Source organism: Spongiibacter nanhainus (assembly GCF_016132545.1).
Lineage (GTDB): Bacteria > Pseudomonadota > Gammaproteobacteria > Pseudomonadales > Spongiibacteraceae > Spongiibacter > Spongiibacter nanhainus.
The window spans coordinates 3,455,717-3,468,235 of record NZ_CP066167.1 but is presented as its reverse complement, the minus strand read 5'-3'; the positions used below and the strand labels follow the sequence as shown (position 1 = coordinate 3,468,235).

Annotated in this window: 14 protein-coding genes and 1 tRNA gene; 9 read left to right on the top strand and 6 right to left on the bottom strand. The window is 54.8% G+C overall.

The window, feature by feature from the left end; genetic code table 11:
- Positions 1-6 precede the first annotated feature (6 nt).
- The 6 genes from I6N98_RS15895 to I6N98_RS15870 all read right to left on the bottom strand — a co-directional run bounded on the left by I6N98_RS15895 (position 7) and on the right by I6N98_RS15870 (position 2,988).
- Entirely contained in the window at positions 7-213 is a 207-nt protein-coding gene (locus tag I6N98_RS15895) for a helix-turn-helix transcriptional regulator (protein ID WP_198569302.1), read from the bottom strand.
- Between the two features lie 92 nt (positions 214-305).
- On the bottom strand, positions 306-791 hold the full coding sequence (locus tag I6N98_RS15890; protein ID WP_198569301.1) for a hypothetical protein: 486 nt from the start codon (positions 789-791) through the stop codon (positions 306-308).
- A gap of 96 nt (positions 792-887) precedes the next feature.
- On the bottom strand, positions 888-1,160 hold the full coding sequence (locus I6N98_RS15885) for a hypothetical protein (RefSeq protein ID WP_198569300.1): 273 nt from the start codon (positions 1,158-1,160) through the stop codon (positions 888-890).
- Positions 1,157-1,450: a hypothetical protein gene (locus I6N98_RS15880; RefSeq protein ID WP_198569299.1), complete on the bottom strand. Its 294-nt coding sequence runs from the start codon at positions 1,448-1,450 to the stop codon at positions 1,157-1,159. The genes I6N98_RS15885 and I6N98_RS15880 overlap by 4 nt, the downstream gene beginning before the upstream one ends.
- An 80-nt stretch (positions 1,451-1,530) precedes the next feature.
- Positions 1,531-2,748 carry a tyrosine-type recombinase/integrase gene (locus tag I6N98_RS15875; protein WP_198569298.1) on the bottom strand — a complete coding sequence of 406 codons (1,218 nt, stop codon included), beginning with the start codon at positions 2,746-2,748 and terminating at the stop codon, positions 1,531-1,533.
- 163 nt (positions 2,749-2,911) lie between these two features.
- Positions 2,912-2,988 (bottom strand) — tRNA-Ile (locus tag I6N98_RS15870).
- A gap of 156 nt (positions 2,989-3,144) precedes the next feature.
- On the opposite strand from I6N98_RS15870, the gene I6N98_RS15865 reads away from it, so the two are divergent.
- From I6N98_RS15865 to cheD, 9 genes are all read left to right on the top strand, one after another.
- Positions 3,145-5,010 (top strand): adenylate/guanylate cyclase domain-containing protein, encoded by a 1,866-nt coding sequence (locus I6N98_RS15865; protein ID WP_198569297.1) that lies wholly within the window; start codon positions 3,145-3,147, stop codon positions 5,008-5,010.
- A gap of 35 nt (positions 5,011-5,045) precedes the next feature.
- Positions 5,046-5,414: a response regulator gene (locus tag I6N98_RS15860; protein ID WP_198569296.1), complete on the top strand. Its 369-nt coding sequence runs from the start codon at positions 5,046-5,048 to the stop codon at positions 5,412-5,414.
- Positions 5,411-7,621 (top strand): ATP-binding response regulator, encoded by a 2,211-nt coding sequence (locus I6N98_RS15855; RefSeq protein WP_198569295.1) that lies wholly within the window; start codon positions 5,411-5,413, stop codon positions 7,619-7,621. Before I6N98_RS15860 ends, I6N98_RS15855 begins: the two co-directional genes overlap by 4 nt.
- Before the next feature lie 183 nt (positions 7,622-7,804).
- Positions 7,805-8,179: a response regulator gene (locus tag I6N98_RS15850; RefSeq protein ID WP_198569294.1), complete on the top strand. Its 375-nt coding sequence runs from the start codon at positions 7,805-7,807 to the stop codon at positions 8,177-8,179.
- A gap of 6 nt (positions 8,180-8,185) precedes the next feature.
- Entirely contained in the window at positions 8,186-10,231 is a 2,046-nt protein-coding gene (locus tag I6N98_RS15845) for a chemotaxis protein CheA (RefSeq protein ID WP_198569293.1), read from the top strand.
- Positions 10,232-10,282: 51 nt separating this feature from the next.
- Positions 10,283-10,786 carry a chemotaxis protein CheW gene (locus I6N98_RS15840; RefSeq protein ID WP_198569292.1) on the top strand — a complete coding sequence of 168 codons (504 nt, stop codon included), beginning with the start codon at positions 10,283-10,285 and terminating at the stop codon, positions 10,784-10,786.
- 33 nt (positions 10,787-10,819) lie between these two features.
- Positions 10,820-11,236, top strand: coding sequence for an STAS domain-containing protein (locus I6N98_RS15835; protein WP_198569291.1), 417 nt, complete (start codon positions 10,820-10,822; stop codon positions 11,234-11,236).
- Positions 11,237-11,241: 5 nt separating this feature from the next.
- Positions 11,242-11,694 carry a hypothetical protein gene (locus I6N98_RS15830; RefSeq protein ID WP_198569290.1) on the top strand — a complete coding sequence of 151 codons (453 nt, stop codon included), beginning with the start codon at positions 11,242-11,244 and terminating at the stop codon, positions 11,692-11,694.
- Complete coding sequence (cheD, locus tag I6N98_RS15825) at positions 11,657-12,310, top strand: chemoreceptor glutamine deamidase CheD (RefSeq protein ID WP_337924598.1); 654 nt, start codon at positions 11,657-11,659, stop codon at positions 12,308-12,310. Before I6N98_RS15830 ends, cheD begins: the two co-directional genes overlap by 38 nt.
- Positions 12,311-12,519 lie beyond the last annotated feature (209 nt).

Below are 12,519 nucleotides of genomic sequence, written 5' to 3'. Positions count from 1 at the left end.
CCCCCGCTATGCTGCGGACTTGCCAGCGCTGATACGCTCGGCAATCCACTTATCGATGCTGCTCTCGGTCCAGGCGACAGTGCGCCCGACAAGCGGAACAGGTTTGGGGAATTTGCCCTCTGCCATCAGGGCGTAGATGGTGCTGCGGGTTAGCCCGGTGCGGGCTTCCACTTCTTTGCGCCGCAGTAGCGACTCTCGGACTTGCTCTGCCATGCTCTTACCTCGTGGGTATCTAGGGGAACATGGCTGTATGATCTGGTTATGTGGGTTGGGCGTCTCACCAATAAAGTTTCAGGGTTTACTGGTTATTCTTCGTCCAGCCAATCAAGAGCTGCCAAGCCTTGATTAGCATCAGTAGATTTAAATTCTTCCCAGCTTTGGCGCATTAGCCTGATTTGTTTATCACTGGGGCCATTGCCAAATATCTTTTCGGCAGCTAAGACAAAAGCGCCTTTTGATTCTCTATTTTCATACAAAGGTTTACCCGCTAGCTTTAATTCAGCCACATGGCATGCATACTCAAAACGTTTCCATTTTGTCTCTGGGTTGACCGGCCTCCCTTGTGGCTGAGTTTTCAACATTGCCTTCCTCGCGATAGAGGGGTTTTCGCGTAAAAAAATAAGTGTGCGCAGCAATATTTCTTTTGTAGGTTTGGTTATCTCCTCCTCCTCAATTCTGTGCGCTAAAATCTCGCACAACCTTTCAACTTCTCCAACATGATTATTTTCCGCACATTTTTCAGTGAAACTCACTCGCCAATCCCGGCCTAAGTACTCGGTAAGGTCAGCCATCAACACTCCTTCCAGTGCAAGCCTTCACAAGTTACTGCCCCAAGCCGGTGAAGGTGTCCGGCCTGTCCCCCGTCGGGTAAGGGGCAGTAATTCTGGTTAATCTTCGGTCTTCGCTAATTCATGGAATCTAGGCGGCAAAAACCACTCATTTAAATCGCCACGCCACTGATTGCCCCCAAGCTCTTTAGCCCAGCGGTCAGCAATGGCCCCTGTGTGTTCCAGTACTCGTTCAATGACTCCCAAAAGGTGGCAGCGGTGATGTATGTCGTCCGCTTCGTGAACGTCCATTGCGACTTCTTTTGCATGGGCCATAGATTGCGCAATGGTTTCCATGACCAGGGCTAATTGTTCGTTGCTTGCTGTGTTCATGCCGCAGCCTCCCTTTCTTGCTTCCAAGCCCGCTCATAAGACTCATAGGCGGCGTTCTTGCCCATTTCCAGCAGGTACAGCGCCGAATAGAGGGTGTGGGCCACATCGTGGCGGGTCATTGATTGGCGGTTCTCCCCGAACTCTTGAGCGAGTGAGCTAACCATCCCCAGTGCTGAGGTCAGAAAAGAATTAGCGTCCTCTGCTAATCCCTTCCAGTCCGCGTCATGGGAAATCTCATATCGTGCGCCAAGCTGAAAGAACTCGGCTTTGGTAGTATTGGCATCAGCCATAATGTGACTCCTTTTCAGTCATTTTGTGGTTAGGCCGGGGGTGGTGCTCCACCACCATCCCCGCCCGCTTACAACTGAGCCTAGCCGAACTTGGCCGGGATCACGTTGTTATTGACGGCCTGGGCTTTCAGGTTGTCGAGATAGTCCGCCCATGCCTGCATCATCTTCTTGCGTTGGGGGAGGTGGGCAGTCCGGTTGTAGGCCCTGCCGTGAACGTCCTTGACCGCGTGGGCTAGCTGGTGCTCTATCCAGTCGGTCCGGAAGTTCAGCTCCTCATCCAGAATCGTCCGCGCCATAGCCCGGAAGCCGTGGCCGCACATTTCATCCTTCCCAATCGCCATCCGCCGCATCGCTGACAATACCGCGTTGTCACTCATTGGGCGCCGGGGGGATCGTGCGCTGGGGAATACGTACTCACTACGTCCGGTAAGGGGATGCAGCTCTTCCAGTATCTCTAGGGCCTGCCGAGACAGTGGAACGATGTGCTCTGTTTTGGTTTTAGTAACCAGGAAGCGCCATTCCGCTTTGTCGAAGTCGATGTCTGCCCATTTGGCGGTGCGTAGCTCTCCTGGGCGCACGAACGTCAGCGGGGCGAATCGAAGGGCGCAAGCGACCACTGTGCTGCCCTGATAGCCGTCCAGGGCGTTTAGCAAGGGGCCAACTAGCTTGGGGTCGGTCACGGCGGCTCGGTGGGTTTTGACGGGGTTGGCGAGGGCGCCGGTAATGTCCTGGGAGGGGTCGCGTTCACACCGCCCGGTGGCGACGCCATAGCGGAACACCTGCCCGGCTATCTGCTTGGTGCGCTTGGCTGACTCTAGTGCTCCTCGGCTTTCGATCTTGCGGAGGACAGCCAGTAATTCAGGGGCGCCAATTTCGGCGATAGGGCGGGCGCCGATGTACGGGAATAAGTCCCTTTTCATCATGCGTTGAATACGGGACCAGTGGCTTTCTGCCCACCCTGGCTTCTCTTTGGCGAACCACTCCAGGGCGATAGCTTCAAAGGTGTTCTGTGTGGCAGTGGCGGCGGTGAGCTTCTGAATCTGTTTGTGGGCTGAGGGGTCGATACCGTCGGAGAGCATCAGGCGGGCTTCTTCCCGCTTCTCCCGCGCTTTCTTCAGGCTGATAGCCGGGTATACCCCAAGGGCTAACCGCTTCTCTTTGCCGCCATAGCGGTACTTCAGTCGCCAGTACTTACCGCCCGCCGGGGTGACCTCTAGGTACATGCCTTTTTCATCAGTAAGGCGGTAGGTTTTATCGCGGGGCTTGGCCTGCTTTACGTTCTGGTCGGTGAGGGGCATTGGGGGCACCTGTTCCAGCGGGGGTGGATATGCCCCCTATTGTGCCCCCTGCTTTGTTCGGTTTCCAGTAGATGCCCCCGGAACCTGTTAGATCGTTTTATTCTTATATACTGCTATTTTTGTAGTGTTTCCGGCATCCGTTGGCATTCGCCGGAAGGGTATATGGTGGGCCTTGCAGGACTTGAACCTGCGACCTGCCGATTATGAGTCGGATGCTCTAACCAACTGAGCTAAAGGCCCTTTTGCGGAGGGCGCAGCCAAATACTGGCCGGCTGCCCGGAAAAGACGCCGCATTATAATTGCCGGCCCGGCCCATTGCCAGTGCTGCCCCAAGACGATGCTATTTATAGCGCACAGTGCAATAATCACCCGGAATCTCGGATTTTGGGGGTCAGTTTGCAAACTACGCAGCGCCACTTCTCGGAATACCTCGAAGGCACTAAACAGTCGCTGGCTGAGCCGCTGGCGGCCATCCAGAGCGAGGCGGCCGCCCTGAAGCAGGTGCCGGCCATTTCTCAGGATACCGGTATGCTGGCGGACGTCGAGCGGATCTCTCAGGCCGCGGCGGAGATGACAGCCTCTTTAGAGGTGCTGCTGGAGCTGGAGCCGGGGGATGAAACCCAACTGGCGCGCCTGCGCCACAATCTTCGCAATGGTGTCGGTGTCGTCGATGGCTATGCCGACATCCTGCTGGAGGACAGTGAGGACGAGTCCGCACTGTCGCGATTGCGCACCTTGCGTCAGCAGTCGCGCTTGCTGCAGGAACGCCTGGATATGTTGGCGGTGGCGCCGCAGAAAAAGGCCGACGACGACCCCATCGCTGCCATTTTTCGCAGCTTTAAGTCAGGTCTAAAGGCCGATAAGCGCGAGTCGATCTCGGCGACGATCCTGGTGGTGGATGACAACGAGAGTAGCCGCGAGCTGCTGGCCCACCAGCTGCAGCGCCAGGACCATACCGTGATTGAGGCGGCCGATGGCAAGCGCTGCCTTGAGGTGATGCGCAGCGCGGCGCCGGACCTGGTCCTGCTGGACCTGGTGATGCCCGATATGAACGGCTATGAGGTGTTACAGGCTATCCGCGGCGACGAGGAGCTGCGGCGTATTCCGGTGGTGGTGATTAGCGGTGTGCAGGACGAAGAGGGGGCTATCCATTGTATCGATGCCGGCGCCAGTGACTACCTGATCAAACCGGTGAATGCCACCTTGCTGAAAGCCCGTCTGGGCGCGCTTTTGGAGGCCAAGCAGTGGCAAGATCGGGAGCGGCAGTACCTGGCTGAGCTGGAGAAGAGTCAGCGTTTTATTCGCAAGGTGTTTGGCCGTTACCTCTCCAACGAGATTGTGCAGCGGCTGCTGGATGACAGCGATGGCCTGAAGCTGGGTGGGCAGCGCCGGGAAGTTACTATTTTGATGGCCGATATCCGCGACTTCTCTACGATCAGCCGGGATCTGGAGCCTGAACGTTGCGTGCAGTTACTCAACAATTATCTGGCCATCATGACCGAAGTGATTCAGCGCTATCGCGGCACGGTGGATGAATTTGTCGGGGATGGCATTCTCGCCATATTTGGCGCCCCGGTCAGTGAGGACGACGACTGTGACCGGGCACTGGCGTGCGCGGTGGCCATGCAGCTGGCTATGGGTGAGGTGAACCGCCGTAATGCTGAGCAGGGGCTACCCCAGATTGCCATTGGCATCGGCCTAAATACCGGAGATGTGGTTGCTGGCAATATTGGCTCTGAGCGGCGCAGTAAATACGGTGTTGTTGGCCACAATGTAAACCTCGCCGCCAGGGTTGAATCCTGTACCGTGGGCGGTCAGGTTCTGGCCTCACCGGCCACCATCGCTGGTGCCAAGGTGGAATTGCTCACTGGTCAGGCGGTGGAAGTCATGATCAAAGGCGAGGCGGTGCCCATGCCGCTTAGCGAGGTACTGGGCGTGGGACTGCCCTACGACTTGGTACTGCCAAGCCCGGTGACTGAGTGGCAGTCATTGGTCTCGCCCCGGTCAGTGCAACTTGCGGTATTAACCGACAAGCGGTTGGCGGATCAGCGTATTGAAGCACAAGTCATCGCGGTGCGCGGGCGGGATATCCAGGTGTTGGGGGCAGAGTCCCTGCAAGTGCCCAGCGACGTCTGTATCTACGGCCTGACCGGCGACGACGCCCTGTACGCTAAATTGCTTTCTATAAAGGAAGGCGGTCTGTACCTTTCCGTCACATCGTGGGACAGTCGCGCCGAGGCGGCGCTGAGCGCCCTGCAATAAACCATTCTGCGCGAGAGACCCCAAGGAGGTCGACAATGGCCACCCTATTGTTGGTGGAAGATAACGAAATGAACCGGGATATGCTAAGTCGCCGGCTTCAGCGGCGAGGCTACCAGGTGGAATTGGCTGTGGATGGGCAGCAGGGCGTGGATATGTGCCGAGACCTCCGGCCTGATCTGGTGTTGCTGGATATGAGCCTGCCCGTCAAAGATGGCTGGCAGGTGGCCCGGGAACTAAAAGGGGATGACTCGGTGGCTGGGATCCCGGTAGTGGCCCTGACGGCGCATGCCATGGCGGACGATCGCCAGCGAGCCATCCAAGCCGGATGTGACGACTACGATACCAAGCCGGTGGATTTGCCCCGTCTACTGGAAAAAATAGAGCGCCTGTTGGACAAAGCATGAGTTTTACCCGCCGCCTGACGCTGTCATTTGTCGCCATTCTGGTGCTTTCGCTGGGCAGCGTGCTGGTGCAGGTGTGGGGTAATGACACCCGCCGGCGCAATGTATGGCTGTTGCAGAACGTGATCAATACTCAGGCGGAGGTCAACGATTTCAGTCAGCAGCTCTACGCGGCGCACCGCAAAATACTTATTGTCGATGCGCTGCGGGAATCCGGTGAGCGTGGCCGGATCAATCAAGTTGAGCGCAGCGAATTACTGAGTAGTATCGACGATTTGTTTAAGCGGGAGCAAGAGCTCAATCGGGATTTGCGTCGCTATATGCCCGAGGGTACCTACCAACTGCTGGGGGCCGCACCTCTACTGCAAAGCTGGAAGTCCAACTTAAACGACCCCGCTGCGCCGGTGCTGGAAGAGGATCAGGGGCGCTTCAATGCCCTTGCCCGGCGCCTGAGCATGAATGAGCTGAGCCTGTTGAATCGCTCGGATGAGATCAATGCGCAACTTAAAGAAATTGTCAGCCTGACGAACAAGGTCGCGCTGGGGGTGTTTTTGGTCGCACTGATCACGACCTTTGTGTTGGGATACTACATGACCCGTTACACGCGGCGGGCTATCCGCAAACTGCAGCGCGGCACCGCCGAGTGGGGCAGTGGCAATTTTGACTACACCATTGAGCCGATGGGCCACGATGAGTTTGGGCAGTTAGCCGAATCCTTTAACGATATGGCCTCCAATCTGCGCCGGGCAATGAGCCGTGTGCGGGAGGCCAGTCGTCGGGCCGATGCGGCCAATCAGGCCAAAAGCGGTTTCCTCGCCAATATGAGCCATGAATTGCGCACGCCGATGAATGCCATTATCGGTTATTCAGAGATGCTCATGGAGGAAATCGACGACGATGGCGACATGCCGGCCTCGCAGTTGCGGGGCGATGTGGAAAAAATCGAACGTGCGGGCAAGCACCTTTTGGTGTTGATTAACGACGTACTCGATATTTCCAAGATTGAGGCGGGTCGCATGTCGCTGTTTTGGGAAGACTGCGATCTCGCTACGGTTCTGCGGGATGTCGAGGCCACTACGGCGCCATTGATGGAAAAAAACGGCAATACCCTGCAGCGTCACTTTCAGCTGGGGGATAAGCCGGTACGCACCGATGTCACCCGGTTTCGCCAGATCCTGCTAAATCTGCTGAGCAATGCTGCCAAATTTACCCACGATGGCACCGTCGACCTTACTGTTACGGTATGGCAAGACGGAGATCGTAAAGGCCTGAGAGCGGAGGTGGCTGATACCGGTATTGGCATGAGCGAAGAGCAACTGGACCGGGTGTTTGATGCTTTTGTCCAGGCTGATCTTTCCACCACCAAACAGTACGGTGGCTCGGGACTGGGACTGACCATTTCCCGCAAGTTTGCCGAATTGCTTGGGGGGCGAATCACGGCTAGCAGCCGTGAGGGACAAGGGTCCCGGTTTGTGCTGGAGCTGCCATTGAACGGAGAGGACTCTAGCGACAGTAGCGAGCTGGGTCACAGCAGTGATGTTCAGGGGCGCGTGTTGGTGGTAGACGATGACCCCGCGATATTGGACATAGCCCGGCGAGTACTGAGTCGCGAGGGGTTCCAGGTGAGCTCTGCGCTCAGTGGTGAAGAGGGCCTGCGACTTGCCAGGCAATCCGTACCAGATCTTATCATTCTCGATGTGATGATGCCCGGTATGGATGGTTGGCAGGTGCTGAATGCCTTGCGCAGCGATATTCTATTGCGGGACGTGCCGGTACTGATGCAGTCCATGCTCAACGAGCGGGATTTGGGCTTATTGCTGGGTGCCAATGAATATCTTGTTAAACCTGTACCGCGAGAGGAATTAACTTCCGCTGTTCGGGATCTTTTGCCGGCCCGGGGTACCGGTAATTTGTTGTTATTGGAGCAGGGCCAGTTACTGGGCGCCGCCATTGCCAGATTGCCGGGGTCCGATCATTGGCAGGTATATCACACCGCTGACGTGTCTCAGGCTCGAAAATGGCTGGTGGATCTGCCCTGGCAGTTAATAGTGGTGGGGCCTCACGCTGATGATTCGGGTATCGCTAACCTGCTAAGTGAGCTGCGTACGTCCCAGTGGCGCAGCGTGCCGGTGCTGCTGGCACGTGATGAGCAAGATGCCAAAACCCTTGAAGAGCATTTGTCACTTTACTTGCGGCAAATAAAACGATAAAAAGACGCATTCACTACCGGCGCTCCTCTCTCCTCAAGCTTCTCAAACAGGCTGCTCAGTACAATTACGAATACCTGCTCTTGCCCTGTAACGGTCTACTAGCCCAAACGCAATCCTTAAGTAACGCTCCCTGTCTGTGTGTGCTAGCAGACCTGGAGCCGAGAAAAAGCGGCTCGAGACCCCATGGCAAGTATTCTCGCGGTAGACGATTCCCCCTCCATGCGGCAACTGGTTTCCATGACTCTGAAGCATGCAGGTCACGACGTGCATTTGGCAGAGGACGGTGACGATGCCCTTGCTCAAGCCGGGTCCTTGGATGTGGACTTGGTTATCACCGATGTGCATATGCCAAACATGGATGGCATCAGCCTGACCCAGTCCCTGCGTGCTCTGGACAAGTTTCGCTTCACCCCGATTCTGATTTTGACCACTGAGTCGGCTGCCGACATGAAGATGCGTGGTAAAGAAGCCGGCGCCACTGGATGGATCGTCAAGCCCTTTAATGCCGAGGCACTGTTGAAGGTAGTCGACCGTGTCCTGGAGCCGGTGAGGAGCTGATACGCTATGTCGCTTGATATGGACATGAAAGAGATCCACGGCATTTTCTTTGAAGAAAGTGCAGAGGGCCTCGATGCAATGGAGTCGGGCTTATTGGGGCTGAGCCCCGGCAGCGCCGACCCCGAAACGATCAATACCATCTTCCGGGCTGCTCACTCCATTAAAGGCGGCGCTGCGACATTTGGCTTTTTGACCATTTCCAACTTCACCCATGGTGTTGAAACTCTGCTGGACCAGCTCCGCAGTGGGCAGCGGGAAATTGACGAATCTTTGGTTGAGCTTTTCCTGGAGTCGGTGGATTGCCTGCGGTCAATGCTGGAGGATCTTCAGGCAGAACGTGAGCCTGATGCCTCCATCACTACTGATGTTCAGGCCCGTATCGACGCGCTGCTAAGTGGTGATACAGCGCAGCAAACTCCGGTAGCCACCAGCCAAACTGATCAGAAGACCGCGTCGGGCAGTGGTTGGCGTATTGTCTTTGAGCCCGACCCGGGCGTACTTAAGACCGGCAATGAACCCGCGCGGATTTTTAGAGAGCTGGAGCAGCTTGGTAAATTATCCGTCTCCGCCGAACTGTCCTCTGAGGTCAGTTTTGACACCCTGGACCCTGAGAGTTGCTACTGTAAGTGGACTCTCGAGTTGGACAGTGCCGCACCCCGAGAGGCGGTCGAAGAGGCTTTTGATTGGGTCAAAGGGCAGTGTCACCTTGAAATTTCTGCCATACAGCCTGAAGCCGAGGCGGAGAAATTCGCCCCGGCAGCCGTTGCTTCCAGCAATGAACCAAAGCCTGCCAGTACTGAAAGCTCTGCCCCCGCAGCCAGCGCCAGTAAAGATGCAGGTTCGATTCGGGTCAGCATCGACAAAATTGACGCGCTGCTAAATTTAGTGGGCGAGCTGGTAATCACCCAGTCGATGTTGGCGCGCTATGGTGAGGGCGACGGTAATCAAGCTGATGTTCAGGGGCTGCGGGACGGTTTACTTGTGTTGGAGCGTCATACCCGGGAGCTCCAGGAAAGTGCCATGCAGATCCGGATGTTGCCTATTGGCACCAGTTTCAGTCGCTTTAAGCGACTGGTCCGCGATATCAGTGGCAAGCTGGGTAAAAAAGTCGAGTTGAAGCTGTCCGGTGAGAATACCGAGCTGGACAAAACCGTACTAGAAAAAATGAGTGATCCGCTGGTGCACCTGGTGCGGAACTCCCTCGATCATGGCATCGAATCCCCTGAGAAGCGCTTGGAAGCTGGTAAGTCAGAAACCGGTACCCTTCACCTTAGCGCCTACCACGAGGGTGGCAATATAGTCATCCAGGTGAAGGACGATGGCGCCGGTCTAAACAAAGAGCGAATTCTAAGCAAGGCCATTGAGCGTGGAATAGTCTCTCCGACTGAATCCCTCAGCGATGATCAGATAAATAACTTGATCTTCCAGCCAGGCTTTTCTACTGCCGAGCAGGTCAGTGATATGTCTGGTCGCGGCGTGGGCATGGATGTTGTACGGCGCAATATTATCGACCTCGGTGGCCGTATCGATGTCCAATCAAAGCCAGGTGAAGGATCGACGTTCAAAATACGCTTGCCGCTGACGCTGGCCATTCTCGACGGGCAATTGGTGCGCGTCGGCAAAGATGTCTACATCTTCTCTTTGTTGTCGATCGTAGAAACAGTACTGGTTTCAGGCCAAGAGGTCAGCAAGCTGGTCGGTAACGGCAGGGTTTATCGCTTGCGAGACGAGTACATTCCAGTGATTAGTCTCAGAGAAGCCTTCGGTCTTCGAGGGCCCAAGATCATGACCCGCTACGGCGAGCGCGAAGGAGAGCTGTTGGTCGTGGTTGAGACCGATGGCACCAAAGTGGGCTTGTTTGTCGACGAGCTTATGGATCAGCAGCAAGTTGTGATCAAAAGTCTTGAAGAGAACTATCTACCGGTTACCGGTCTCTCGGGTGCGACCATTCTGGGCGATGGCAGTGTCGCTATGATCATCGATGTGCCCAGCCTGGTACATAGCATCGATTTCAAAAATATCGATAGTGATACAGAGACTGGCGCGGCGTGAATGCAACGCACCTGTGTAGTTCGGACGCGATAGTCATAAAAGGTGAATAAAATGAGTGAAGAAAAGCAACTATCCAGTGATACCAGCCAGTACCTGACCTTCATGCTGAATGGAGAAGAGTACGGCGTCGAAATTTTACGAGTACAAGGTATTCAGGGTTGGGATACGGTTACCCCTATCCCGAACTCACCTCGCTATGTATTGGGTGTCATGAACCTTCGCGGTGCCATTGTGCCAATTATCGATTTGCGTAAGCGCTTCGATATGGAAAGTGTCCCCTTTGGACCCACCACCGTTATCATCGTGGTTAAGGTAGAAAATAGTGACAAGGCCCGCACAGTGGGAATGGTTGTGGACGCAGTTTCCGAGGTATACCGAATTGACGAAGAGGAGGTTCAGGCACTGCCCGAATTCGGCGCCTCCGTAAGCGCAGACTTCGTCAAGGGCTTGTCGACGGTTGAAGAAAAAATGCTGATTCTGCTAGATATTGATCGCTTATTCTCGGTCGATGAAATCGTCGCTGCAAACGAACGCCCAACTTCTGCGGTAGCTTGATAATCGGGTTATACCACCGCGAGGAGAGTAGTAATGGCGCAAGATGAGTTTGTGGTTCTGCTGGGTGAAGAGGCTGAACAGTCATCTCCTAGTGAGGCAGACAATGGCGAATTCGTGGTCCTGCTGGGCGAAGACAATGATACGGTCGAAGCCAGTACTGATGCCAAGGAGGGGCAGGTAACTCTGGATTTGGGATCTGACGGAACAGTCGCTGCCGCGGCGGATATATACCAGCAGTTGGCCGAGTTGGATATAACGGCAGCAAAGACGGTTGAATTGCTAGCCAATGGCTTAAGTAGAACCGACACAGCATTTTTGCAAGTGTTGGCCTATTACGCCAAGTATGCGAAGGCAGCAGGCGTGGAAGTGCATCTGCTAGGTGCAGAAGACGGATTCACGGATGTGGCGTCTAGGTTGGACCTGGAACGTTTTCTTGTATATGAAGGTTAAGTTAAGTGAATCGAGCGCGGCTCTTCGACGATCAACAAAATGGCAATGCCCTGCCGGATTTGCGCGAGGTACTAGCTGCGCAACTAAATTCGGCATTAGCCGATGGTGAAGAGCATATAGCCAAATCACTAGAATCCTTAATCGCTTTATTGATGGGTTTTGAGGAACTGGAGAGACGCTACCCTGACGACCGGGAATTGATTGACTCCCTTAAATCATCTGCGGGCGATTTGGTGCAGCAACTTCAGTTTTTTGATGCGCACAGCCAGCGCATTACCCACGTCGCCGATTCCATCGTAAACAGCGCATGTTCACTTCCGCTCTCCGCTCAGCAAAATAGTCGCTGTTTGGAGGAATTGCGAGCACATTACACTTGTGAAGCTGAGCATGAAACTCATCGCTCCCTGACCCAATGCCTGAATGGCAACGTATCCCAATCCCAGCTTGAGGATGACTGAAGTGGCTCTTGCTAGCACCGCTACTCGGCATGAGGGATCGCCGGATATTCAGAAGCATTGGGACGGCCATCACGGCGTACATGCTGCACGAGTACTCCCGGGACAATACTATGTTACAGACTGTGAAACAGAGATGATCTCAACAGTGTTGGGGTCCTGTATCGCCGCCTGTATCCGCGATCGAAAACTCCGTATCGGTGGTATGAACCACTTTATGTTACCCGCCGGAGATTTGACCTTAGACGGTATGGCTACGCGCTATGGTGCGTACGCAATGGAGCACCTCATTAACGATATTCTTAAATTGGGTGGCCGTCGGGAAAATCTGGAGATTAAGCTTTTCGGGGGCGGTAAGATAATGCGAGGTATGACGGATGTCGGTCAGAAGAATATCGATTTCGTCACGCGCTTTCTGGAAACAGAGGGTCTCGAGGTCGAAGCTTCGGATTTGGGTCGAGAATTTTCTCGTAAAGTAAACTACTTTCCAACCTCTGGTCGGGTGTTGGTTAAGCGCTTGCGCTCCCTGCACGACACCAGTATTGCCCAGGAAGAGCAGGCCTACTCAAGAGTACTTGCCGATGAGGCCCCTGGTAACGATATTGAGCTATTCGATTAGAAAGCATAGTGGGTGGTCCTAGTTCATCACACCGGGTAGTTCCTAAGGCGAAGACCAGGATATATCGGAAGAAGAGGGTAGTAGGTGGTAGAGGAGAGTAATAGAGATTAGTAGCGATTAGTATAGATAAGTAGAGAGTGGTCGGGTCTATCAATGATAAACCGTACTGGTATTTTAGCTGTATTTTCCCGGTGATCCGAAAAAGTCCC

Excerpts from the sequence above, each read along its gene's own strand:
- I6N98_RS15895 (WP_198569302.1), bottom strand. The coding sequence starts at position 213 with ATGGCAGAGCAAGTCCGAGAGTCGCTACTGCGGCGCAAAGAAGTGGAA.
- I6N98_RS15890 (WP_198569301.1), bottom strand. The coding sequence starts at position 791 with ATGGCTGACCTTACCGAGTACTTAGGCCGGGATTGGCGAGTGAGTTTC.
- I6N98_RS15885 (WP_198569300.1), bottom strand. The coding sequence starts at position 1,160 with ATGAACACAGCAAGCAACGAACAATTAGCCCTGGTCATGGAAACCATT.
- I6N98_RS15880 (WP_198569299.1), bottom strand. The coding sequence starts at position 1,450 with ATGGCTGATGCCAATACTACCAAAGCCGAGTTCTTTCAGCTTGGCGCA.
- I6N98_RS15875 (WP_198569298.1), bottom strand. The coding sequence starts at position 2,748 with ATGCCCCTCACCGACCAGAACGTAAAGCAGGCCAAGCCCCGCGATAAA.
- I6N98_RS15860 (WP_198569296.1), top strand. The coding sequence starts at position 5,046 with ATGGCCACCCTATTGTTGGTGGAAGATAACGAAATGAACCGGGATATG.
- I6N98_RS15855 (WP_198569295.1), top strand. The coding sequence starts at position 5,411 with ATGAGTTTTACCCGCCGCCTGACGCTGTCATTTGTCGCCATTCTGGTG.
- I6N98_RS15850 (WP_198569294.1), top strand. The coding sequence starts at position 7,805 with ATGGCAAGTATTCTCGCGGTAGACGATTCCCCCTCCATGCGGCAACTG.
- I6N98_RS15845 (WP_198569293.1), top strand. The coding sequence starts at position 8,186 with ATGTCGCTTGATATGGACATGAAAGAGATCCACGGCATTTTCTTTGAA.
- I6N98_RS15840 (WP_198569292.1), top strand. The coding sequence starts at position 10,283 with ATGAGTGAAGAAAAGCAACTATCCAGTGATACCAGCCAGTACCTGACC.
- I6N98_RS15835 (WP_198569291.1), top strand. The coding sequence starts at position 10,820 with ATGGCGCAAGATGAGTTTGTGGTTCTGCTGGGTGAAGAGGCTGAACAG.
- cheD (WP_337924598.1), top strand. The coding sequence starts at position 11,657 with ATGGCAACGTATCCCAATCCCAGCTTGAGGATGACTGAAGTGGCTCTT.